This is a genomic window from Leifsonia araucanica, from assembly GCF_051161895.1.
Lineage (GTDB): Bacteria > Actinomycetota > Actinomycetes > Actinomycetales > Microbacteriaceae > Leifsonia.
Genome location: NZ_JBMBTW010000002.1, coordinates 1,946,627 through 1,970,053, shown reverse-complemented (window position 1 = coordinate 1,970,053; position 23,427 = coordinate 1,946,627). Strand labels below are relative to the sequence as shown.

General features: G+C 70.7%; 21 protein-coding genes. 12 read left to right on the top strand and 9 right to left on the bottom strand.

From position 1 onward, the window contains the following. Positions 1 to 35: 35 nt before the first annotated feature. Both ACN6M5_RS09460 and ACN6M5_RS09455 read left to right on the top strand, forming a co-directional pair. Positions 36 to 611, top strand: a complete 576-nt coding sequence (locus ACN6M5_RS09460; protein WP_085368872.1) for an NUDIX hydrolase family protein — start codon at positions 36 to 38, stop codon at positions 609 to 611. 29 nt (positions 612 to 640) lie between these two features. Continuing rightward, the gene (locus tag ACN6M5_RS09455; protein ID WP_434949423.1) at positions 641 to 1,024 is read left to right on the top strand and encodes a UBP-type zinc finger domain-containing protein; all 384 of its coding nucleotides are present in this window, start codon (positions 641 to 643) and stop codon (positions 1,022 to 1,024) included. Between the two features lie 10 nt (positions 1,025 to 1,034). Here ACN6M5_RS09455 and ACN6M5_RS09450 read toward each other — a convergent pair whose 3' ends face one another. Then, a complete protein-coding gene (locus ACN6M5_RS09450) occupies positions 1,035 to 1,856 on the bottom strand; it encodes an alpha/beta fold hydrolase (protein ID WP_434949422.1) in 822 nt (273 codons plus the stop codon). 138 nt (positions 1,857 to 1,994) lie between these two features. Then, entirely contained in the window at positions 1,995 to 2,600 is a 606-nt protein-coding gene (locus ACN6M5_RS09445; protein WP_434949421.1) for a M15 family metallopeptidase, read from the bottom strand. Between the two features lie 192 nt (positions 2,601 to 2,792). Between ACN6M5_RS09445 and ACN6M5_RS09440 the strand changes: the two genes are divergently transcribed. Then, positions 2,793 to 3,248 carry a universal stress protein gene (locus ACN6M5_RS09440; protein ID WP_434949420.1) on the top strand — a complete coding sequence of 152 codons (456 nt, stop codon included), beginning with the start codon at positions 2,793 to 2,795 and terminating at the stop codon, positions 3,246 to 3,248. Between the two features lie 106 nt (positions 3,249 to 3,354). Here ACN6M5_RS09440 and ACN6M5_RS09435 read toward each other — a convergent pair whose 3' ends face one another. Both ACN6M5_RS09435 and ACN6M5_RS09430 read right to left on the bottom strand, forming a co-directional pair. After that, the gene (locus ACN6M5_RS09435) at positions 3,355 to 3,723 is read right to left on the bottom strand and encodes a hypothetical protein (RefSeq protein ID WP_434949419.1); all 369 of its coding nucleotides are present in this window, start codon (positions 3,721 to 3,723) and stop codon (positions 3,355 to 3,357) included. A 9-nt stretch (positions 3,724 to 3,732) separates the two neighbouring features. After that, the gene (locus ACN6M5_RS09430) at positions 3,733 to 4,344 is read right to left on the bottom strand and encodes a hypothetical protein (protein ID WP_434949418.1); all 612 of its coding nucleotides are present in this window, start codon (positions 4,342 to 4,344) and stop codon (positions 3,733 to 3,735) included. A 30-nt stretch (positions 4,345 to 4,374) separates the two neighbouring features. On the opposite strand from ACN6M5_RS09430, the gene ACN6M5_RS09425 reads away from it, so the two are divergent. Both ACN6M5_RS09425 and ACN6M5_RS09420 read left to right on the top strand, forming a co-directional pair. Continuing rightward, complete coding sequence (locus ACN6M5_RS09425) at positions 4,375 to 5,259, top strand: alpha/beta fold hydrolase (protein WP_434949417.1); 885 nt, start codon at positions 4,375 to 4,377, stop codon at positions 5,257 to 5,259. Next, positions 5,252 to 5,839: a TetR/AcrR family transcriptional regulator gene (locus tag ACN6M5_RS09420; RefSeq protein ID WP_434949416.1), complete on the top strand. Its 588-nt coding sequence runs from the start codon at positions 5,252 to 5,254 to the stop codon at positions 5,837 to 5,839. The genes ACN6M5_RS09425 and ACN6M5_RS09420 overlap by 8 nt, the downstream gene beginning before the upstream one ends. An 84-nt stretch (positions 5,840 to 5,923) precedes the next feature. Here ACN6M5_RS09420 and ACN6M5_RS09415 read toward each other — a convergent pair whose 3' ends face one another. Next, positions 5,924 to 7,618, bottom strand: coding sequence for a DEAD/DEAH box helicase (locus tag ACN6M5_RS09415; protein WP_434949415.1), 1,695 nt, complete (start codon positions 7,616 to 7,618; stop codon positions 5,924 to 5,926). A 276-nt stretch (positions 7,619 to 7,894) separates the two neighbouring features. Between ACN6M5_RS09415 and ACN6M5_RS09410 the strand changes: the two genes are divergently transcribed. Next, positions 7,895 to 10,117 carry a HelD family protein gene (locus ACN6M5_RS09410; RefSeq protein WP_434949414.1) on the top strand — a complete coding sequence of 741 codons (2,223 nt, stop codon included), beginning with the start codon at positions 7,895 to 7,897 and terminating at the stop codon, positions 10,115 to 10,117. Between the two features lie 17 nt (positions 10,118 to 10,134). On the opposite strand, the gene ACN6M5_RS09405 is transcribed toward ACN6M5_RS09410, so the two are convergent. The 4 genes from ACN6M5_RS09405 to ACN6M5_RS09390 are packed head-to-tail and all read right to left on the bottom strand — an operon-like array spanning position 10,135 to position 13,091. Further along, entirely contained in the window at positions 10,135 to 10,794 is a 660-nt protein-coding gene (locus ACN6M5_RS09405) for a DUF1684 domain-containing protein (protein ID WP_434949413.1), read from the bottom strand. After that, positions 10,791 to 11,354 (bottom strand): hypothetical protein, encoded by a 564-nt coding sequence (locus tag ACN6M5_RS09400; protein WP_085368858.1) that lies wholly within the window; start codon positions 11,352 to 11,354, stop codon positions 10,791 to 10,793. Before ACN6M5_RS09400 ends, ACN6M5_RS09405 begins: the two co-directional genes overlap by 4 nt. 44 nt (positions 11,355 to 11,398) lie before the next feature. Further along, on the bottom strand, positions 11,399 to 12,670 hold the full coding sequence (locus ACN6M5_RS09395; protein ID WP_434949412.1) for an RNA polymerase sigma factor: 1,272 nt from the start codon (positions 12,668 to 12,670) through the stop codon (positions 11,399 to 11,401). 4 nt (positions 12,671 to 12,674) lie between these two features. Continuing rightward, positions 12,675 to 13,091, bottom strand: coding sequence for a YciI family protein (locus ACN6M5_RS09390; protein ID WP_085368856.1), 417 nt, complete (start codon positions 13,089 to 13,091; stop codon positions 12,675 to 12,677). A gap of 241 nt (positions 13,092 to 13,332) precedes the next feature. Between ACN6M5_RS09390 and ACN6M5_RS09385 the strand changes: the two genes are divergently transcribed. The 6 genes from ACN6M5_RS09385 (at position 13,333) to ACN6M5_RS09360 (ending at position 23,407) form a co-directional block, all read left to right on the top strand. Next, complete coding sequence (locus tag ACN6M5_RS09385) at positions 13,333 to 13,833, top strand: EVE domain-containing protein (protein ID WP_434949411.1); 501 nt, start codon at positions 13,333 to 13,335, stop codon at positions 13,831 to 13,833. Continuing rightward, entirely contained in the window at positions 13,830 to 14,456 is a 627-nt protein-coding gene (locus tag ACN6M5_RS09380; RefSeq protein WP_434949410.1) for a 2-phosphosulfolactate phosphatase, read from the top strand. Before ACN6M5_RS09385 ends, ACN6M5_RS09380 begins: the two co-directional genes overlap by 4 nt. A 43-nt stretch (positions 14,457 to 14,499) precedes the next feature. Continuing rightward, on the top strand, positions 14,500 to 14,802 hold the full coding sequence (locus ACN6M5_RS09375; protein ID WP_168690074.1) for a DUF427 domain-containing protein: 303 nt from the start codon (positions 14,500 to 14,502) through the stop codon (positions 14,800 to 14,802). 238 nt (positions 14,803 to 15,040) lie between these two features. Continuing rightward, on the top strand, positions 15,041 to 21,475 hold the full coding sequence (locus tag ACN6M5_RS09370; RefSeq protein WP_434949409.1) for a DUF5979 domain-containing protein: 6,435 nt from the start codon (positions 15,041 to 15,043) through the stop codon (positions 21,473 to 21,475). A gap of 83 nt (positions 21,476 to 21,558) precedes the next feature. Continuing rightward, complete coding sequence (locus tag ACN6M5_RS09365) at positions 21,559 to 22,728, top strand: PQQ-dependent sugar dehydrogenase (RefSeq protein ID WP_434949408.1); 1,170 nt, start codon at positions 21,559 to 21,561, stop codon at positions 22,726 to 22,728. Positions 22,729 to 22,810: 82 nt separating this feature from the next. Then, on the top strand, positions 22,811 to 23,407 hold the full coding sequence (locus tag ACN6M5_RS09360) for a hypothetical protein (RefSeq protein WP_247597136.1): 597 nt from the start codon (positions 22,811 to 22,813) through the stop codon (positions 23,405 to 23,407). Positions 23,408 to 23,427: the final 20 nt, after the last annotated feature.

Below are 23,427 nucleotides of genomic sequence, written 5' to 3'. Positions count from 1 at the left end.
TGCCCGAGCATCCGGCGTTTCCGTAGGATCGGTGCATGAGCGTACGCACTCCGGACCCGACCCCAGACCCGCTGCCCGACGACGGTCGCCAGCAGGGCCCGGCGTGGCTGAGCGATATCGAGCTTGAGCAGGTGCGCAGGCGCCTCCCGCTGCTGTACGTGGAGGCGGTGCCCGTGCGGGTGGACGGGCTCGGGCAGGTGACCGAGCTCGGCGTGCTGCTGCGCGCCAACGCGGTGGGTGAGATGACCCGCACCCTCGTGTCCGGCCGGGTGATGTACGGGGAGACGCTGCGCGAGGCGCTGTTCCGGCACCTGGAGAAAGACCTCGGCCCGATGGCGTTCCCGCAGCTGCCGGCGAGTCCCATCCCGTTCCAGGTGGCGGAGTACTTCCCCATGCCGGGTGTCACGCCGTTCACCGACGACAGGCAGCACGCCGTCTCGCTGGCCTACGTCGTGCCGGTCACCGGCACCTGCGAACCGCGCCAGGATGCGCTCGAACTCACCTGGATGACCCCGGAGGAAGCGGTGTCCCCCTCGGTCTGCGAAGAGATGGAGGGCGGCAGGGGCATCCTGCTCAAGGCCGCGCTGGCGTCCGTGGGGCGCATCGTCTGACGAGGGCTGACACAACGGAGGGCTGCAGCATGAGCGACACGACGGGCGCGGGAGACACCGGGATCCACCAGGACGTCCCGCCATCCGGCACGGGATGTGTGGAGTGCGACCGCGACGGCAGCTGGTGGGTGCACCTCCGCCGCTGCGCGACCTGCGGGCACATCGGCTGCTGCGACGACTCGATCAACCGGCACGCCACCGCCCACGCCGAGCAGACGGGGCACCGGTACATCCAGAGCTTCGAGCCCGGCGAGGACTGGTTCTGGGACTACAGCGCGCAGGAGTTCGCCGACGGGCCGCGGCTCGCGCCGCCGACCAGCAGGCCGGACTCGCAGCCGGTCCCCGGCCCAGCTGGACGTGTGCCGGGGAACTGGCTGGAGATCGTCGAGGCGCAGGATGGCCCCCACACCTGAGGGCGGGCGGTCAGCCGGCGATGAACGCCAGGATGTCCTTGTCCAGAGCCTCCTGGTACGCGCCGTAGATGCCGTGCGGGGCGCCCGGGTACACCTTCAGCGTGCCGTGGGAGACGAGGTCGATCGACTTGTGCGCCGCGTCGGCGATCGGGACGATCTGGTCGTCGTCGCCCTGGGCGATGAGGATGGGCACATCCAGCGCCTTCAGGTCGTCGGTGAAGTCGGTCTCCGAGAACGCCTTGATGCAGTCGTACGCGGCGGTCAGCCCGACCAGCATCCCCTGGCGCCAGAAGTCGTATTTCGCACCGTCCGACACCTCCGCTCCGTCGCGGTTCGCACCGTAGAACGGGACGGCGAGGTCGAGGTAGTACTGCGAGCGGTCCTTGAGCACGCCGGCGCGGATCTCGTCGAAGACCTCGATGGGGGTGCCGTCCGGGTTGCTGTCCGACTTGACCATGATCGGCGGGACGGCGCCAGCGGTGATGACCTTCGTCACGCGGCCCACACCGTGCTGCGCGGCGTAGCGCACCACCTCGCCTCCGCCGGTGGAGTGGCCGATCACGACGAGGTCGTGCAGGTCGAGCTGCTCGACCAGCTCGGCGAGGTCGCGGGCGTAGGTGTCCATGTCGTTGCCGGTGTACGGCTGCGACGAGCGCCCGTGACCGCGGCGGTCGTGGGCGATGGCGCGGTAGCCGTTGTCGGCGAGGAGTTTGAGCTCGACCTGCCAGGCGTCGGAGCTGAGCGGCCAGCCGTGGCTCAGGACGACCGGCTGCCCTTCGCCCTGGTCGGTGTAGTAGATCTGTGTTCCGTCGGACGTGGTGATGTACGGCATGTGCGATCTCCTTGGGTTCGGTGCTGTGCGAACTCGCTGCAGGACGACGGCGACGGTGCTGCCACGTCCGACGATACGGCTCTGTATGCGCGCACCGGAAGGGCGGGGGCGAGAATTCCGCAGGCGTTCGCCGAGTCGTCAGCCGGCGGTCCCATCCGGCAGTTGCGCCGGGCACACACCGTCACTGTCGGCCGTCAGCTCGAAATGCCACGCCTCGTTCGCGTAGACCTGGCACAGCCCGTACTCCCCGCCGAACCGGGTGAGCCAATCCATCGCGTCGGCCGTCGCGATGTCGACCGCCTCGCCGCGCACGTGCTTCGACTCGTCTCCCCGCTTCACCCACTTGCTCGCCTCCTCCTCGCTGCCGTACTTCTGCACGGCATCGTCGAAGAGGGTCTGCTGGTAGCGCTCGCTGCGCCAGCCGTCGGTGAGGGTGAAGGTCACGTCGCGGTCGGCGGCCGCCGTCGCGGCCCCGTCCAGCGCATCCAGCAGCCGGGGGTCGAGCCGGGTGACGGCAGGGACGTCGTCGGTGAGAGCGACGGTCTCGCCGGTGGGGATGTACCCGTCGTCCTGGCCGAGCTGCGCCGAGCCCGAGCCTGAGCCCGAGCCCGACCCGGCGGACGGGAGCTGAGGCGCCGCCCCGAGCGAGCCGGCGCCCGAGTGGATGCCCGGGGAGGAGCATCCGGCGATGACGACGACGATGGTCGCCGCCGTCACGGCGACGAGGAGGTTTCTGAGACGCACGGTGCGGTCCTTTCGGTTCCCCACCAGCCTCGCGTCCGCACCGGCCCGGCCGAGTCCGGCCGCGGATGCAACCGTGTCCATCGGAGGGATGACGCCAGCGCGGTTTGTCACGCCGGACAAACGTCCTTGGGCGTCCGCTGGGCGGGGTGGACAATGAGGCGCGGGACTTCTCGACGGGTGAGGGAGAGTGCCATGAACGATCGCGGCCACGGTCACGGGCCCGTGTTGGTGGGCATCGACGGTTCCACCGGCGCGCTGGCCGCGCTCAGGGAGGCGGTCATCCTGGCGGAGGCCTTCAGGCTGCCGCTCGAGGCCGTCGCCGTCTGGCAGCCGTCGACCTCGATGTACGACGCGTACTACCCCGACGCCGAGTCGTCGCCGCACAGTGTGGCCCTGCGGAACGCGCAGGAGGCGTCGACCGCGGCGTTCGGCGCGAAGCCTCCGGACTGGTTCAGCACGCGGGCGCAGCAGGGGAACCCGGGCGCGGTGTTCGTCGAGGCGAGCCGCACAGCGTCGTATCTGGTGCTCGGCAGCCGGGGGAGGGGCGGGCTGACCACGACGCTGCTCGGTTCGGTGAGCGTCCACTGCGCGTCGCACGCGCGCTGCCCCGTGCTCATCGTCGGGCCGGATGTGGCAGAGCCGATGTGATGTTCGCCACGATTTGCTCAGTCGTCCCGGGTTCGTCCAGGGCTGCAACCGCGTAAATCGTGGGGACTGCTCCAGTTCTCTCCGCTGATCCAGGTGCACTCTGCGCTCAGGAACCGATGCCGGCGAGTCCCGTCCCGATGGCCTGCAATCCCACGGTCGCGCCGGCCACGGCGAGGAAAGCGAGAGACAGCATGAAGAGTCTGGACGACCGATCAAGGTCCTTCAGCGCGGTGGCAAGGCTTCCCAGAGCTTCCCAACTGCCTTTGAAGTCGATCCCTGCGTACTCCTTCGCCTTGTCGCTGCCCGGTGTCGCTTCCGCGATGTCCTTCACCTTCTCGGATCCTGCCGCGACGGCGTTCGTCGCTTTTTGCCTGCCCGACCATGTCGTCACGAGGTCGATGACTGCAGCCAGAAAGACTATCGAGGCGGCGATCATCGAGAACCAGGCGATCACGTTGGTGATGTTGTCAGTCATGTGTTGCTCCTAATCGATTGCTATGGCTCCGATCGCGTCGAGCTGGAACGCTGCTTCCTGCACGAGGGTGTAGCTCGACTTCGTGCCACCTACCACGTGCCCCGCGAGGGTGCCGTCCTCAGAGAAGACAGGACCTCCGGAGTCGCCTTCGTTTGCGACGGGATCGCCCGTCATCGCGATCTCCGCCCAGCCGGCACGTGTTCTGTCGACCAAGAAATTCGACGAGAGTGCCTGAATCCAGGTGTTTACGGGACCCCGAAGGCCGCTGTAAGCGACCGCATCCCGCTCGGCCAGCGTCCGTAGAAGCCGAGGTGTGCGGGTCACAGTGTCTGCGTCGCATTCGATGAAGGCGATGTCTGCCGCCGGGTCGAGCGAGTCGTTGCCGAGGGACCGCGAATCTCGGACGATCCCAATCGCGGTTCCGGAAAGGTCGCGCACCAGCGCGCCGATGTCGGGGGCGACGTGCCCTGCGGTCAGAAAACCTCGAACTCCGTCCCGCAAAGCGAGCGTTCCGGACATCCCATTGCGCATTCCGACACTGATGCGCGCCCCTGGCACCGGACCGCCGAAGAGACGGGGCGGCTCGATGCCCACTGCGAAGACGCGGGAATAGGGTTGCATTTTCTAGCTAATGGTATTAGCTTTGCGGCTATGAATACTTCCATCGCTCGTGAGGTCCGCTTCCTCCAGCGCCCCGAGGGACGCGTGAGCTACACCGTCGAGGGCTCCGGCCCGCTCGTCGTCGCCGTGCCCGGCATGGGCGACCTCCGCTCCAGCTACCGCGAGCTCGTCGGCCCGCTCGTCCGCGCCGGATACCGCGTGGCCGTCACCGACCTGCGGGCGCACGGCGACAGCGACACCACCTTCCGCGAGTTCGGCGACATCGCCACCGGCCGCGACATCATCGCCCTCATCGACGAGCTCGGCGGCCCGGCCGTCATCCTCGGCAACTCGATGGGAGCGGCCGCCGCGGCGTGGGCGGCGGCCGAGCGACCGGATGCGGTCGCCGGGCTCGCCCTGTACGGCCCGCTCCTGCGCGACCCGGCGATGAGCGCCTTCGCCGTCGCGTCGATCCACGGGATGTACCGCGTGCTGTTCGCGGCGCCGTGGGGTGCATCCATGTGGTCCGGCTACTACCGCTCGACGCTCAACAAGGGCCGCCAGGCCCCGTGGCTCGGCGAGCACGTCGCCGCCATCAAGGCGAACATGAAGGAGCCGGGCCGCCTGTCGTCGTTCCGTCGCCTCACCCTGCAGCTCACCCACTCGGTGGTCGAGCCCCGGCTGCCGGAAGTTCACGCCCCGATCCTCGCGTTCGTCGGCGAACTCGACCCCGACTACAAGGACCCGGCGGCCGAGGCCGCGTGGATCGCATCCATCGGCGCCACCGCTGTGCTGGTGGGCGAGTCGGGACACTACCCGCACGCAGCGCGGCCGGACATCACCGTCCCGCAGACCGTCGACTTCCTCTCCCGCCTCCGCGACGGGTCGGAGCGGGGCGCGAACGCGGTCACCGCCGCCTGGGCCGCCCGTGCCTAGGGCAGGACTCTCTCGGGCGGCGGTCACCGCCGTCGCCCTCGACCTGGTGGATGCGGGCGGGGCGGCCGGGTTCGACCGCCTCACCCTGGCGGCCGTCGCGAGCAGTGCGGGCGTCGCGGTGCCGAGCCTCTACAAGCACGTCGCGTCGCTCGACGACCTCCGGCGCCTGGTCGCCACCGAGTCCGTCGCCGAGCTGACCAGGATGCTCGCGGCGGCGACCATCGGACGCTCCGGCGGCGACGCCCTGCACGCAGCGGCGGACGCGATGCGCGCCTTCGCGCACGCGCATCCCGGGCGGTACGCGGCCACGCAGGTGGCGCCGCGGCTCGGCGACGACGCGGACGCCGAACTCGCGCAGCGGGCTGCGGAGGCGCTCGCCGTCCTGACGGCGGCCCTCCGCGCGTTCGACCTGCCGGAGGACAGCACGGTCGACGCCCTCCGGATGCTCCGTAGCGCCATCCACGGTTTCGTCACCCTGGAACTCGGCGGCGGCTTCGGCCTCCCCGACGACCTCGACCGCAGCTACCGGTTCCTGATGGACGGGGTGCTCCGCGGCATCGAGTCGCTGACGCCCGCCTGACCGGCGCCGAACGCAGTCGAGCCCAGGGTTCTTCGCCTCCGTGAGGCGAGAACCCTGGGCTCGAGTGCTGAGGGGCTGGTGGGACTAGCCGCGCGCGCGGCGCGGGCCGTTGCCGCGCTGGGTGCTGCCGCCGACGAGGCTGCCGACGCGCAGGCCGCCGCCGTTGCCGGAGCGCTGGCCGCCGTTGCCGGATCCACCGCTGCGCTGGCCGCCGTTGCCGGAACCGCCGGAGCGCTGGCCGCCGGCCGAGGCGGAGCCGGAACCGTGCGACGTGGTCGCTGCGGCTCCGCGGCCTGCGCCGGCCGGGCGTCCGGAGCGGTCGCGGCGCGGACGCCCGGCCTCACCCGATGCGCGCCCGTCGCGAGCCTGTCCGTCGCGAGCCTGGCCGTCGCGGCCCTGGCCGCCGTCGCGTCCGCGCCCGCCGTCGCCGCGTGCAGCGTCGCCACCGCGTCCGCCACGACCGCGTCCTCCGCCACGACCGCCGCGCTCGCCGTCTGCTCCTGAGCCGTCGCGCTGGGCGCGCTTGCGCTGGGCGTTCGCTCCCTGCGACTGGCCACCGCCGCGCTGCTGCTGCACGGCTTCCTTCGGAGCGGGCTTCACGTACGCGGCCGTCTCGCCGACGAGCGTGACCACAGCGGCCGAGGTCGCGGTGACCGCCTGGGGTGCTGCGTCGATCGCTGCCTTGCGCAGCAGCGTCTTCACGTCGGACTTCTGCGACGACAGCATGACCGTCACCACGTCGCCCGAGCTGCCTGCACGGGCCGTGCGGCCGGAGCGGTGCAGGTACGCCTTGTGCTCCATCGGCGGGTCGACGTGCACGACCAGCTCGACGTTGTCGACGTGCACACCGCGGGCCGCGACGTCCGTCGCGACGAGCACGCGCACATCCCCTGCGCCGAACGCGGCGAGGTTGCGGTCGCGGGCCACCTGCGACAGGTTGCCGTGCAGGTCGACCGCCGGGATCCCGGAGGCGGTGAGCTGTTTGGCCAGCTTCTTGGCGTGGTGCTTGGTCCTGGTGAACAGGATGCGGCGGCTGGCGCCGGACGCGAGCTTCTCGACCAGGTCCTTCTTGGCTTCGAGGGAGTCGACCTCGAAGACGTGGTGGGTCATCGCATCCACGTGGCTGTTCGCGTCGTCGACCGAGTGCAGCACCTCGTTGCTGAGGAACTTCTTGACGATCTTGTCCACGCCGTTGTCGAGCGTCGCCGAGAACAGCAGGCGCTGGCCGCCGGTGGGCGTCTTGTCCAGGATGCGCGTGACGACAGGCAGGAAGCCGAGGTCGGCCATGTGGTCCGCCTCGTCGAGCACGGTGATCTCGACGGCGTCGAGGGAGACGAAGCCCTGCTTCATCAGGTCTTCGAGGCGGCCGGGGCAGGCGACGACGATGTCGACGCCGTCCTTCAGCGCTGCGACCTGGCGCTGCTGGGAGACGCCGCCGAAGATCGTGGTGGTCTTCAGGCCGTACGCGTCGGCGAGCGGCTGCATCGTGGCGGAGATCTGGGTGGCGAGCTCGCGGGTGGGGGCGAGGACGAGGCCGAGGGGACGGCCGGCGCGACGCTTGCCGCCGGCGAGCTTCGTGCCGAGGCGCGCGGCCATCGGGAGCGCGAAGGCGATGGTCTTGCCTGACCCGGTCTTGCCGCGGCCGAGCACGTCGCGGCCGGCCAGGGTGTCCGGCAGCGTGTCTGCCTGGATCGGGAACGGCTCGGTCTTGCCGTCGGCTGCGAGCACGGCGACGAGAGGGGCGGGCACGCCGAGACCGGCGAAAGTGTTCTGAGACAAAGGTGGTGCCTTTCGGGCATCAGGACCCCGCGCATCTTGTCGATGCAGGTTCGGGGCAGTAGTGGCGAAGGTGCCGAGCGGCACGATCGTTCGCCGTAGAAAGTGACGCAGGCGGGGCTGATGCCCGGCGCTGTGCGTGGTGCGTTCTGCGACGCAGGGAGTCCGACACGGACTCGCAAGTACTGAAAGCCTACCCGATCAGGCTGGGAACTCGGCACAGGCGACTTCCCGGCCGGAGGAAGTAGACTATCGGCCCGAATCGAGAGGGTGGTCTGCGTGCAGGAAACGGAACTCGAACGTGAGCGCGCCGTGGTCTCCGGACTGTATGAGCGACTGGATGCGCTCCGAGCGGAAACCGAGGATCGGCTCACCCGTGTGCGGCGTGAGAGCGTCGGGAGCAACCACCAGGCGCGGAGCGAACGGGATGCGTTCGCCCGCCTCTACGAAGACCAGCTGACCCAGCTGCGCGAGGTCGACTCCCGCCTGGTCTTCGGCAGACTGCTGCTCGAACAGCCGGTCGACGGCTCCGCCCACCGCTACATCGGCCGCATCGGGCTGCGCGACGACGACCAGCGGTCGCTGCTCGTTGACTGGCGCGCCCAGCAGGCCAGCGCGTTCTACCAGGCGACGGCGAATGAGCGGATGGGCGTCCGCGCCAGACGGCACCTGACGATGACGGGCCGCGAGGTGGTCCGCGTCGACGACGAGGTGTTCGACGAGGCGCTGCTCGACGGGGAGGACTCGGACAGCGGGCAGGTGCAGGGGGAGGGCGCGCTGCTCGCTGCGCTCACCGCCCAGCGCACCGGCCGGATGCACGACATCGTCGCGACCATCCAGGCGGAGCAGGACCGCATCATCCGGTCGGACCTGCGCGGAGCGCTCGTGGTGCAGGGCGGCCCTGGCACGGGCAAGACGGCGGTGGCTCTGCACCGGGCCGCGTTCCTGCTGTACGCGAACCGGCAGCGGCTGAGCGCATCCGGTGTGCTCGTCGTCGGTCCGTCTCCCGCGTTCCTGCGTTACATCGAGGCGGTGCTCCCGTCGCTCGGTGAGACCGGCGTCGTGCTGCGCACGCTCGGTGACATGTTCCCCGGCGTCGAGGCGAGCGGCGACGACGAGCCAGAGGCGGCGAAGCTGAAGGGCTCCGTGCAGATGGTGCGGCTGCTGTCGCGTGCTGTGCGCTCCCGGCAGAAGGCGCCGGACGCCGAGCAGGTGGTGGTGGTCGACAACGAGCGGCTGACCGTGCAGCCCGAACTGATCCAGCGGGCGATCTCCCGGGCCCAGCGCACGGGCAAGCCGCACAACGTGGCGAGGGTCACGTTCGTGAAGCACGCGCTCGGCGAGCTCGTCGACCTGCTGGCTGCGCAGTTGAGGGCGGGCGGCTCGACCATCGACGAGGCCGACCTCAAGGTGCTTCGGGAAGACCTGCGCACCTCGTACGACGTGCGGGTGCTGCTCAACACCGCCTGGCTGCCGCTCACTCCGCAGAAGTTCCTGCAAGACCTGTACTCGCGTCCAGCGTGGCTCGCCGAGCTGACGCCGCGCTGGTCCGACGCGCAGCGGGCATCCCTGTTCCGCGAGCGCACCGGCCGATTCACGGTGTCCGACGTCCCGCTGCTCGACGAGGCGGCCGACCTGCTCGGCGACTTCCCCGGGCGCCCGGATGCCGGGGCGCGCGAGCGGGAGCGGCAGAGGAAGCGGGATGTGGAGAACGCGAAGGCGGCCATCCGGAACATGGGGGTGCAGGGCCTCGTGAACGCGGAGCAGCTGGCCGACGGTTTCGCCGAGCGCGAGGACACGGGCACGACGGCCGAGCGCGCGGAGGCCGACCGGCTGTGGACGTACGGTCACGTGGTGGTGGACGAGGCGCAGGAGCTGTCGCCGATGCAGTGGCGGATGCTGGTGCGCCGCTGCCCGATGAAGTCGTTCACGATCGTCGGGGACATCGCCCAGGTGGCGTCGGCCGCCGGTGCGACGAGTTGGGACGAGGCGCTGCGCCCGTCGTTCAAGGACGCCTGGCGTCTGGAGGAGCTGACGGTCAACTACCGCACCCCCGCGCAGATCACCCGGGAGGCGGAGGAGCTGGCCACGCAGGCCGGTCTGCCGATCACGCCGACGCGCGCTGTGCGCAAGGGCGACTGGCCGATCCGCAGGGTGGCCGTAGTGGCCGACGCGCTCCCGGATGCTGTCGCCGACGCGGTCGGGCACGACCGCGGCATCGACGCCTCCGGAACGGTGGCGGTGATCGCGACGTCGGCGACAGTGGATGCGGTGGCCGAGGCGGTCACGCGCCGCTTCGGCGACGAGGCGGCCAGAGGGGCGGCGGGCCTGTCGAAGCCGATCGCCGTGCTCACCGGCTACGAGGCGAAGGGCCTCGAGTTCGACGCGGTGGTGCTGGCCGACCCGGATGCGCTGGCCGGCGAGACCCCGCGCGGCGCCGCGTCGCTGTACGTGGCGATGACGCGCCCGACGCAACGACTCACGCTGGTGACACGGGCGTAGTCGGCGCCGGGCGCCGCTCAGTGCTCGCCGGTGTACCGCTCGCCCACCGGGACCTCGACCGCGAGGGTGTTCCCCGCCTGCGCGAGCGGGCACGCCCACGCGGGGTCGTATGCGCAGGACGGGTTGTACGCGAAGTTGAAGTCGAGCACCAGGGTGGCCTCGTCGCCGGCGTCGATCCCCAGGTCGGCGCCCTTGACGGTGTCGATCAGGTAGCGGCCCCCGCCGTACGTGCCTCCCGGCTTTCCGGCGAGCGCGTCTTTCACCGGGACGAAAATCCCTCCGCCGTACGACGACAGCCGCCACACGTCGAGCGACCCGGCGAACGGCACGTGCACGGCGCCGAGCAGCTCGAACGGCACGACTCCGTCCGTGCCAGTCTCCACATCCATCCTCCGCGGCTCCGCGGCGGGGATGATCGGCAGCTCGAACCGCCATTCCGGGTCGTACGGGACGACGGGGAGCCCGGTGAACGTGTCCCTGTCCTCCGGCAGCAGGGGAGTGGCCGGATGCGAGGAGAACAGGTCGTTGCGGCAGGAGATCCAGTGGGCGTGGGCCGTGGCGGGGTCGGTCGCCGCCATCCTGCGCACGGACGCGTACATCCCGAACACGCGCCGCCGCCAGTCGGCCGTCTGCACGGCGGTGACGGCTTTCGCCGCCTGCGGTGTCTCGATCGTCATGCCTGTTCCTCCCGCTCTGCCGCCGGACCTTCCGACGCCTCATCTTCTCGCGCCGGCGGGTCGTACGCCCACGTCGGCGCGAGTTGTCGCAGCCGCATCCCTCTCCACTGCCAGAACGCCCACATCGTGTACCAGGCCAGCGGGGTGAGCACCCCGGCCTTCACGATCAGCTGATCCCGGTAGAGCGTCTTCAGCCGACCGTCCGCGTCCGGCCCCGCCGGGTCGGGGGCGATGGCCATCCGGTGGTCGAGGTGCGGCATGGCGGAGAGCAGGCCGCCCGTGCCGCCACCGGTGTCCCTCAGGATGCGCACCGGCTGAGCCGGCTCACCCACCTCGCTGGTGCTGAGCCGGATCGCCTGGGTGCCGACGGTGAACGCTCCGAAGGCCCGCACGGCCACGCGGTGCTCGCCGTTCCCCCATACGGTGGGGAACCCGGCAGGCTCGTCCGACCGGAAGTCGACCCACGGCAGGGCGACCTCGCGGAACGCCGTCGGACTCTGCAGCGCGCGCCAGGCCGCATCCGGATCGCAGTCAAGGAGGAACTTCAGCAGAACCCTCATCTCCCCAGTGTCGCGCATCCCGCCCGCGTCTCACCCCTCGGCTCTCACCCTTTGCCGCGTCGGCACTCCTCCGCCCGCGCCAGCAGCAGCGTCCGCTCGCGCTCGTTCCCGGTGAGCGCCGCCGCCCGCTCGAACTCCCGCTCGGCCTCCGCGAGCCGCCCAAGGCGGAAGAGCAGGTCGGCCCGCACCGTCGGCAGGAGGTGGTAGCTGCTGAGCGCCCCGTCGATCACCAGCCGGTCGACCACGTCCAGGCCTGCCTCCGGTCCATACGCCATCGACAGCGCTACCGCTCTGTTCAGTTCGACCACCGCATTCGGCTGCAGTTCGGCGAGCGCGCCGTAGATCGCGACGATCTCCTCCCAGTCGGTCGCCTCCGCGGTCGGCGCCGTGGCGTGACAGGCGGCGATGGCGGCCTGCAGGGCGTACGGCCCGCGGCCGCGGTCCAGGCGCTCCGAGCGACGCAGCGCCTCGACGCCTCTGGTGATCAGGATGCGATCCCACTTCGACCTGTCCTGGTCCTGCAGCAGCACGGGCTCGCCGGCGGGGGTGGTGCGGGCGCCGAGCCGGGACGCCTGGAACTCCATCAGCGCCACCAGCCCGTGCACCTCGGGCTCGCGCGGGGTGAGCTCGGCGAGGACGCGGCCGAGCCGGAGGGCTTCCTGGCAAAGACTGGGGCGCATCCAGTCGTCTCCGGCCGTCGCCGCGTAGCCCTCGTTGAAGATCAGGTAGATAACTTCGAGGACGGAACCGAGCCTGGCGGCGAACTCGGACCTGTCCGGCACCTCGAACGGAACCCGCGCGGCGCTGAGGGTGCGTTTGGCGCGGACGATCCTCTGCGCGATGGTGGGCGGCGGCACGAGGTAGGCGCGGGCGATCTCGTCGGTGGACAGCCCGCCGAGCAGCTTGAGGGTGAGCGCCACCCTCGACGGCTTGGTGAGGACGGGGTGGCAGGAGATGAAGACGAGCCGGAGCAGGTCGTCGTCGATGGTCTCCTCGGCGAGCAGGGCCGGATCGTCCGCCCCGCGCTCCGTCTCGAGGTCGTGGGCGAGCTGTGCGTACCTGTCGCCCAGGCGCTCCTGCCTGCGCCAGCCGTCGATCGCCCTGCGCTTGGCGACGGCGGTCAGCCAGGCTCCGGCGTTGCGGGGCACGCCGGACTGCGGCCACTGCTCCAGGGCGGCGACCAGCGCATCCTGGGCCAGCTCCTCGGCCAAGCCGACGTCGCCGACCAGCCGGGTGAGCACGGCCACCAGCTTGCCCGACTCGATCCGCCACACCGCCTCGACGGTGCGCGCCGCCTCGCCGCCCACATCCCCCATCCCGTTACGCCGTCCTGGGCTCTCCGCCGGCCTCGCGCCAGGCCTTCTCCTTCTGCACGTAGACGTTGTCCTGGTCGAACTCGGCAACGTCGAACACCTTGCGCACCTGCACGCTGCCCGTGGTGAGCGGGATGCGGCGCGCCCATTCGAGCGCCTCTTCCCTGCTCGCCGTCTGGATGATCCAGAATCCGGCGATGAGCTCCTTGCTCTCGGTGAACGGTCCGTCGACGACCGTGCGCTCGTCGCCCGCATATTCGACGCGCGCGCCTTCCGAACTGGGGTGCAGCCCCTCGCCCGCGAGCAGCACGCCCGCCTTGACCAGTTCGTCGTTGTATGCGCCCATCGCGTTGAGGTCGTCCTCGCTGGGGGTGCCGCCCGCTTCCGTCGTCTCGTCTGCGGTGAGGATGAGCATGTACTTCATGGCTGTCTCTTTCTCTGACCGGCGATTCCCCGCCGTGTGCCGTGGGCGACTGCGCCCCTCACCTCCACGTCGAACGACCGGGCCCGGAATCGACATCGGCGGAGGTTTTCTTCCGTGCCAGTCTCGCGGGAGCGCCTCCCGCCCGTCGAGCGGGGCACGGAATCTGTGGATAAGTCGCCGGTGTGAGCGGCTGTGCGCGGCTGATCGCGGCTCTGACGGAGGTGTGCGCTACAACTGGAGCATGGCGATCCGGTACTGGCTGGGAGTGGTGCAGCAGGACCATGTGCTCCGCGGGGTCGCCGCAGGCATCGCGCAGGTCAACCACGGGGCCAAGGCGCCGCTCGAACGCATGAGCGCAGCGGACGGTTTCGTCTACTACTCGCCGAAGACCACCTTCCCGGACGGCGAGCCGCTCAAGCAGTTCACCGCCATCGGCCGCATCGCGGACGACGACGTCTACCAGACCACCCAGGGTCCGTCGATGCGCGGTCCCGCCGGCGATTTCAAGCCGTGGCGCCGTCGCGTCGACTGGGAGCACGAGGCGGAGGCGACGCCCATCCGGCCCCTGCTGCCCGTGCTCGACTTCACCAGGGACAAGCCGGATTGGGGCTACCAGCTGCGCCGTGGGCTGATCGAGATCACCCGCCACGACTTCGAGCTGATCCGCCGTCAGATGCGCCGTCCGTCACCGGACGACCCACACGCGAAACCGCTCGCGCGCCGGGCTACGATGTCCCGGTGACCGAGCACGCCACCGCATCCACAGCCACCAGCACCACCGCCACCACCGCATCCCCCGCTCACGCGCAGGCCAAGTACCAGCTCCGCTTCGACTGGGCGCACGACGGCCTCGCCACGGTCGCTTCCGACGCCGACATCGTGGTCTGGGTCGACGTGCTCCCTCCGGTGGGCGCCGACCAGCACGCGACAGCACGGGATGCGCTGCCCCACATCCCCGAGTTCGCCGCGGTCATCTCCGGCGGCCTGACCACCGCTTCGGCCGTCGCCGCGTGGATCATCGCCGAGCAGGTGCGGCTCGGCCGCCGCGCGATGGTCGCGATCGTCGCAGCGGGAGGGACCACCGCATCCGGTGGCGTGCGGTTCGCCGTCGAGGACCAGCTGGCGGCAGGGGCGATCGTGGATGCGCTCGCCGCCGTCGGCATCGACTACAGCTCCCCGGAGGCCGCGGCGGCGTGTGCCGCGTTCACCGGTCTGCGCGGCGCCGTCGCGCACCTGCTCACCGCGTCGGTGTCCGGTCAGGAGCACGTGGCAGCGGGCAGGACGCCCGCGGAGATCGCCCCGGCCGGCCGTGTGGACACCGTGAACGACGTGACGATCCTGCGAGGCCCGTCAGGCGCGGAATGATCCGTCCCCGCGCCGCGTTCGCCCCAGAAGGAGGTTTCAACCCATGAAAGCTGTTCTGAACGACACCGTGATCGCCGAGGCTCCCGAGTCGGAGCTCGTCCGCATCGAAGGCAACTGGTATTTCCCGCCGGCGAGCGTCAACGCCGACCTGCTGGAGAAGAGCGACACCCCGTACACCTGTCCCTGGAAGGGCGAGTGCCAGTACTTCTCCGTGAAGGACGGCGACACGCTCCTGCAGGACCGCGCGTGGAGCTACCCGAACCCGTACCCGAGTTCGTTCGACCGCGTCGGCTCCGACTACAGCAACTACGTCGCGTTCTGGAAGGACGTGAAGGTGGTCGACTGACCGACCGCTCGGACCAGAGGACACCGTCAGGGCTACAACCCCGGCGGTGTCCTCATTTTCGGGGACTGTAACCATAAGGTGGGGTACAAAGGTGCTTTCATCCACCCTGCCTGAGTGGATATACATGAAGGGCGGAAGAAACTCCCGGAACCCGAACCGGGAGTCGCGCCGCGTGAGCTGACCCGATCGTGCTCAGCGCGTGCTTACCCGGCTTCCGCTTACTCAGAAACCCGATTCTGTGATTCGTCGCGTCTTCCGCCATGCCCGCATTCCGTTCAGCACCACAGCGAAACACCGAGACAGCAGCGCTCTCGCCCTCAGCAGGCTGAAGCGCCTCGGTGCCGTCTCCGTCGCACTCGTCGTCGCCCTCGTGGGCGGAAGTGTGCTGGCGGGGCCGGCGTTCGCCGCGACCGCCTCCCTGTCCGTCGACAAGTCCGTCGACGGCAAGGCGGCGGTCGCGGTGACGAACGGGTCCGAGTTCACGTACACCGTGATGGTGGGCTGTGACGACAACGACTGCCTCGACGCCAAGCTGGTGGATGCGCTCCCCGCCGAGTTCGCCGGGTTCAGCATCCTGGACACGAGCGTCTCCCCGAGTTCGAAGCCCTTCACCAAGTCGCTGACAGGATGCACGAGCACGGTCACCTCCTCGTGCGTGCTCACCGTGCTCTTCACCGAGCAGGTCGCCGGGGGCGTCGGCATCCCCGCGGGAGGGACGTACCGCGTGACGGTGACGCTCAAGGCGCCGCAGAACCTCGCGCCGGACTGGGCGTACAACGGCGTGAAGGTCACCAACACCGCGCTCGGCACGTCGAGCACGGCTCCCGACGACACCGGCTCGGCCGACGTGACCGTGAGCATCCCGGTGTCGGTGGATGAGAAGGTCGGGAAGACCTGGGCCCCGGCGAACCAGCAGTTCGCGCCCGGCGCGACCTCGACCGTGACGCTGACCAGCCAGAACACCTCCAACGTCCCCGCCGCGACGCTGTCCGTGCAGGACCCGACGGTCGCGCAGGACGGCGCGGCGTCCCTCGATGCGGCCAACCCGTTCGCGATCGTCGACTTCGCGGGCTTCGGCGCCGTCACCCTGCCCGCGGGCGCCGACCTCGTGCAGGTCGACGCGTACGTGTACGACAGCGGTTCCCACGCGTGGAAGTGGCAGACGGGTCCGCCCACCGCGGTGGCCGACATCCAGCTCCCCTCCGGCGTCGCAGCAGCGAACGTGGGCGGTCTCCGTTTCACGTACTCGAGCAGCACTGGAACCACGCTCGCGGCCAACGGGGCAGCGGGCAGCGTCGCCGTCTCCGTCGCACAGCGCGCGGTCAACCGCAGCACCGCCGCCTCGCTCGTCGGCGGCGCGACGGTCACCAACAAGGTCACGGGCATCGTCACCGTGCCCGGCAAGCCGCCGGTCTCCAAAACCGCGCAGGCTCCGTTCACCGTCGGCGGCCTCACGGTGCTCGTCAGCGCGGGCAAGACCATCGCGCCGAGCCGCATCCCGGCAGGCACGACCGCGACCGCCACGATCACCGGCAAGAACGACTCGAACGGCCCGCTGAGCACCCTGACGCTCGGCGACCGCGACTTCTTCACCGCGTCGCTCGGCTTCGGCGGCTTCGCCGCCCCGCTGTCGTACCCGTCCGGCGCGACCGGCGCCTCCGTCGTCTGGATCTTCTCGGACGGCAGCAGCGTGTCCGCGCCGTTCGCCGACGGCGCCACCCCTGTCGCGCCCGCCGCACCGACCGGCGCCCACCTCACCGGCTTCGAGCTGGCGTACACGGGGGCCGTCGCTGTCGGCGCCATCGGCAGCGCGCAGTTCCTGATCGCTCCCGCCGCCGACTACGTCGCGCAGAACGACAGCCCCGCTGATGTGACGAACACCGTCACGGTCACCGGCACGAATCCCGCCGGAACGGCGAACAGGACGGCGACGGCGCCGCTCAAAGTCTTCTTCCCGGAGATCTCGCTGAAGCTGTCGAAGTCCATCGCGCCCTCCGGCGCGGTCTCGCCGGGCTCGACGGTCGTGGCCAAGCTGCCGGCGACGACCTCCACCGACTCCGCGTACGTGCGTCCGAACACCATCGTGGTCGAGGACGCCTGGCGCTCCGGCCGCGCAGACGACTTCTTCAACGCGTTCAACCCGATCGCCATCGCACCGACGCAGGTGCCGCTCGGCTCAACGCTGACGGTCGAATACTCGACCGACGGGGGCGCCACGTACTCGGTGTTCACCGTGGTCGATGCGACCACTGCGGCGACGAACTACAGCGCCGCTCTCCCCACCGGGCTCGTCGGCAGCATCACCGGGCTGCGCTTCACCTTCGCCAACCCGGCCGGATTCGGCCAGGGCACGACGGTGAGCCCGAACATCACCGCGCAGGCGCGCGCCGCCCTCCGCGACGGTAGCGGCTCCACCTCGGTCGCCAACGGACCGAAGAGCACCTATCAGAACCTCGCGAGCTCGCACGCCTCCGGCGTCATCGCCGGAGCGCCGCCCGTCGTCAGCCCGGTGCTGACCGCGACGGCCACCGCCGCGATCCAGAGCCAGAGCGGCTCCGGTTCGCTCGGCACCGCCAAGAAGTGGACGAAGCCCGACCTCACCGGGGACCTCACCGAACTGCCGTCGCAGTCCGGCCAGCAGGCGGGCACGGTGCTCTCCTGGGGCGTCACGGACACCGGATACAGCTCGGTGACCATCTCCGACCCCGCGTCGAACGAGGCCGACCCGGCGCAGACCGTGTTCCAGGCGTTCGACCTCGTCAGCATCGCACCGGTCAGCTTCGCGTCGCAGCCCCTGCTGAAATGGGATGCGGTCAGCGAGATCCGCCTCTACCACGACGGCGCATGGAACCTCGTCCCTGCACCCGGCGGAACCTGGATGAACGGCACCGGCTTCAAGGGATACGCGCTCACCCCCGCGGAACTCAGCGGCACCACCGGCGTGCGCATCACCGTGATCCCGAACGACCCTGCCAGAGCGACGGCGACCGACCCGGCCGCACCACCGGCAGGCTCCGGCATCGCCACGGTCGCCTTCGGCCAGTCCCGCAGCTTCGGCCTGGTCTGGCAGCTGCGCAACCTGCTCCGCGACCCTGCCGCCGCGAGTGACCCGTTCGCCTCCGCGGACACGCTCTTCAACGACTCGACGGCCGGCACGATCTGGAACCGCAGCTCGGCGTCCGGTGTCCACAACGGAACCCCGGTCGGCCCCGTCGACGCCGCTGACAACCTCGCGCTGATCGACCAGCCGCCGCTCGTCGACGTCGCGAAGACGAGCCAGCGCTCCACGATGGTCGTGCCCAAGGCCGGCGACGTCGACCCGTCCGCATACCCGACGAACGACTTCACCATCACGGCGAAGAACGCCGCCGCCGCCCGCGCCTCGTACATCAGGGTGACGGACCCGTCGCCGTGCGACAGCGCATCCATGGGCGCCTGCCTCTCCGCGGCGAACGCCTGGTCGGCCGACCCGTTCGCCGGCGCCAGCTACAGCACAGCCAACCCGTTCGAGCGGCTCACCCTCACCAGGATCCGCTTCTCGGCGCCCTCCGCCCAAGTCGATCCCGTCGCCTCGCAGGTGACGCTGTGGCACCGCGCGTCCGACGGCACGCTCAGCACCACGAGGGTGTCGATGACCCAGGCGGCTGGGCTTCAGCCCGCCGACCTGCTGGATGTGGTCGGCGTCAGCGTCGTCTACCAGGGCACGAATCCCGTGACAGGAGGAGGCACGATCGTCAGCGGTCAGAACCTCGTGATGACGCTGAGCACGCAGGTCAGGGTGACCCAGCGCAGCGACGCGTCGGCAGAGGTGAAGGCTTTCCGGGTCGACAACGCCGCCTTCGCGCAGGGCTACGACCCCGTGCTCTACCCGAGCGGTCAGGGCTCGCAGCCGAACGACAGTGACACCACGAGCCTGACGCTCACGACCGCGACGCTCGACGTGACGGCCGCCAAGAGCTTCTCCACGCCGTCCGTGCTGGAGAAGGACAGGCACACGCCGGTCGCGGTCACCCTCACCGCCACGCAGGGCCAGGCGACGGCCGCCACCCACCAAGTGACGCTGACCGACGCCGACTCCGGGTTCTGGAACCGCTTCGCGCTCACCGGCCTCTCCGCGGGCGACGTGACGCTGCCGGCGGGCGCCGATCGCGTGCGCGTCGACGTGCAGACCGGCGGCACCTCCACCTGGATCGCGGGCACGACCGCCGCGACCGCGTCCCTGCCGACCACCGCGCTCGACCAGATCACGGGCATCCGGTTCGTGTTCAGCAGGGCGGACGGCGACCTGTTCAGCCGCACCGCCGTGCCGGCGAACTTCACCGCGACGGCCATCCTGCACGTGCAGCTGCGGGATGCGTCCGTCGACGGTTCGCCGACCGTGTTCCCGAGCACCGTGGACGACACCGTGACGGCTCTCACGCACCGGACGGACAACCCGGCCGTGTATGCCGACAGGACGGCGGACGCCACCGCGAGCATCGCGCTCCTGACCGGCACGCACAGCCTGGACGTGTCGAAGACGCCGGAGAACGGCATCCACACCGTGAGCGTCGGCGACCCGGGCGGCTGGACGCTGACCTTCGCCAACACCGGCACCGGGTTCGTCGACGTGACGAAACTCGTCGACACCCTCCCGGCCTCCCTGGCCTGGGACGGCGAGGCGCCGACCTTCTCCACGACGCCGGGAGGCACGCTCTCCGTGACGCCGGCGACCGGCTTCGACACCGCGACGCGGGAACTCACGCTCTCCTGGCCGGCCGGCGGAGCGCGGATGTCGCCCGGCGAACGGTTCACCGTGCAGCTGAACCTCGTGCTGCAGCCGGGCCTCACCGGCTCGCAGCAGGCGGTCAACAGGTTCTCGGTCACGACGGCACAGACGCTGGATGCGTGCACCAACACGTCCGGCAACGGGCAGGGCACGCTCTCCGGTCTCGCCGCGAACGCCTGCGGCACGAGCAACTACGTCCAGCCGATCTCCGGCCCGTCGCTGTACACCAGCAAGGGCGTGAAGGGCGACGTGGTCGGGGGCATCGTCTCCGGTGCTGTCAACCCGTCCAGCCCGTCCGCCACCTGCACCCCGGACGCCGACGGATACTTCGTCTCGCCGTGCGCGGCGAACACCGTCGTCGGCGGAACCGACCAGTGGCGCCTCCGCGCGATCAACAGCGGCACCGTCACGTACGACGCCCTCGTGTTCGTCGAGCCGCTGCCGACCCCGGGCGACAGGATGCTCGCGACGGGCGGTCCCCGCGGCTCCACGTACCGTCCGGTGTTCGACCAGGACTACGGCCTGGTCGCGGACGCACCGGCAGGCACGACCATGACGTGGGAGGTCACCACCGCTCCCGACGTCTGCGTCGGCGCCGGGGCGACCGCCTGGCCGAGCGACCCCACCTGTTCCACCAACCCGGTGGCCTCCGAGTGGGTGCCGTCCACCGCGTTCACGGGCGACTGGTCGGCCGTCACCGGCCTCCGCGTGACGCTCGACTTCACCACGACGGCGGCGGGCACCCTCGCCCCCGGCGCGACCGTCGGTGCGACATACCGCACGGTGAACCGCCCGGCGACCGCGGCAGCACCGGATGGGGCGCCCGTCTCGATCGCGTCCGCCCCCTCCTTCGCGTGGAACCAGTTCGGCGCGACCGCAGCACTGACCGGTGGAGGCGCGGTGCGCCGCGCTCCCGTCAAGGCGGGTGTGACCATCGTCACCGGTCCGCTGCAGGTCGACAAGATCGTCACGGGCTCCGCGGCGTCGTCCGCCCCCGCGCAGTTCGTCGCCGATGTCGCCTGCACGGTGGCCGGTGCGCCCGTCGACCTCGGGGCGGCGGCGCAGCTCACGCTCGCGACGGCCACCGGCCTCAGCGCACGGATCGACGGCATCCCGCTCGGAGCGGACTGCACGGTCGCCGAGCACGGGGCTGCAGGCAGCTACGGCGAGGCGGACCGCACGATCGCGGGAGGCACCATCCACGTGCTCTCCACCGAGCAGGCGGGTGCCGTCCCCGCCGCCCAGACCGCGACGATCACGAACACCTACGAGTTCGGGGCGCTGTCGATCGCCAAGACCGCCAAGGCGCTGAGTGTCATGGAGAAGGACGCGGTCGAGTACACCATCACGGTCACCAACCAGGGAGCGCTCGACGCGACCGCCTTCACCATTACGGACACGCTGCCGAAGGGGTCGACGTTCGTCTCCGCCGACCACGGCGGCACCGAAGGCAGCGGCGTGGTGAGCTGGGCGATCCCGCTGCTGGCGAAGGGCGCATCCATCGACGTCCACGTCACGCTCACCTTCGCCGCCGCGGGGACGTACGCGAACATCGCGACCGTCAGCACCCCGCCGGTGGGGCCGTGGAAGCCGCCGACGACGGGTGGCTCCTGCTCCGGTCTGCCGGATGCCGCCTGCTCCCAGGTGGTCGTGAACAAGCCGGTCGACCCGGCGGGCCCCGGCGAGCCGACCGGTCCCGTCGTCACGCCGACGCCCACGCCGAAGCCGACGACGACGCCTCAGCCGACGTTCACGTCGGTGCCCGCTCCGGCCCCCAGCACCACCGCCGGTGGACTGGCGGCAACCGGATCGGCCGGTGACTACCTCCTCGTCGCCGGATGGGGTGCCATCCTCCTGCTGATCGGCGCGGCCTTCGTGAGCCGCCGCAGGCGCGGGCAGGCGTAGCGCTCCGACCGACCGCCAGGACCGTGGGGTTACCATGACCCAACGGCCCTGGCGGTCCGCGCGTTCGGGAGGGAGACGGAGCGATGAACAGAGTCGGCGTGACGCTGCTTGCAGCCGGAGTCGCCGTCGCGACCGCGCTCACCGGCTGCACCGCCCCTGCCCCCGTTCCTCCGCCGCCCACCACCCGGACGCCTGAACCTCGCCCGTCGCCGACGCGGAGCATCCCGGCGGTCGCCGCGATCCCGTGGGAGCCGTCCGGCGAGACGGTGGATCTCGAAAAGGGGCTGGTCGCTCCGTGGTCCGTCGTCCCGCTGCGCAGCGGCTCTGCGCTGATCAGCGAACGCGACAGCGGCACCGTGCTCGAACGCCTGCCGCAGGGCGGGACGCGCACGGCCGGCACCGTCGCCGGCGTCGTGCACTCCGGAGAGGGCGGACTGCTCGGCCTGGCCGTGCAGGACGAGGAGGCGCCCACGTTCCTCTACGCATATGAGACCACGGCCGACGACAACCGCGTCGTGCGGATGCCCATCACCGGCGTGCCGGGAAGCTATGCGCTCGGCGCGCAGGAGAACGTCGTCACGGGCATCCCGAAGGCGTCGAACCACGACGGAGGCCGGATCGCGTTCGGACCCGACGGGATGCTCTACATCACCGCCGGCGACGCCTCGAACCCCGCGAACGCGCAGAACGTCGCCTCGCTCGGCGGCAAGATCCTGCGGGTCACGCCGGAGGGCGGGGTACCGGGCGACAACCCGTTTCCCGGCTCGCCGGTCTGGTCGTACGGGCATCGCAACCCGCAGGGCATCGCCTGGGATTCGCGGGGGACGATGTGGGCGAGCGAGTTCGGGCAGAACACCTGGGACGAGCTGAACATCATCACGCCGGGGTCCAACTATGGCTGGCCGAACGTGGAGGGAATCGGCGGAGATCCGAAGTACACGGATCCCGTCTTCCAGTGGCCGACCGACGTGGCGAGCCCGAGCGGCCTGGCCGTCGTGGGGGACACCCTCTTCCTGGCCGGGCTCGGCGGGCAGCGACTCTGGACCATCTGGACGACGGACGGCCACGCCCCGGTCACCGTGAAGCCGTTCTTCGACGGCACCTTCGGGCGGCTGCGGGATGCGGTGGCGCACGGCGACACGCTGTGGCTGCTGACGAACAACACCGACGGCAGGGGAGACCCGCGTCCCGGCGACGACAGGCTCGTGCAGGTCACCCTCATCCCTGCGCAATCGGTGAAGCACCCCGGCTGATCCGCCTCTCGGGTTAGTCTGGGATGGTTACACGACCTGGAGCAGAACCCTGAGCATCATCCTCGGCTACGACCCGACCACTTTGCGCGAGCGCGTCGACCTGCGCGCGGCCGGCCTGAGGCTCGACGAACTCGGCGGCCTGCGCAGTCTCAGCGCGCTCAACGAGAAGACCGTGCTGCTCCGTCTGCTCGGCAGGCTGGACGAGGCCATGCAGGTCGGCAACGAGGCCGTTCGGCAGGCCAGGTTCACCGGCGACAGGGAGCAGCTGCTCGGCGCCAGGGTGCGCAGGGCGCAGGTGCTGCAGTTCCAGGGCAAGCTCGACGAGGCGATCACCGAGCTGACGGGATGCGTCGACGAGGCCCACGCGCACGAGTGGACGGCCCTCGAAGCCTTCGCAACGCAGAACCGCGGCAAGGCCTACTTCGACGCCGAGGAGTACGACAACGCGCTCGCCGACGTGACCGCCGCCGTGTTCCTGCGGGAGAAGCTGGGGGCGTCTCCGGCCGACATCGAGAGCTCGCTGATCGCGGTCGCCGTGGTCAAGTCGTTCGCCGACGCCAACCGCGGTGCGCGCGACGAGGCGGCCGCCGCGGCCTCCGAGCGCCGGGGCCCGGATGCGGCCAACCGCGCGCCCGAGCCGCCGGAGTCGTCCGCTCCGTCGTCCGACCGCGCACGCTGACGCCGCCCTGGAACGACCGC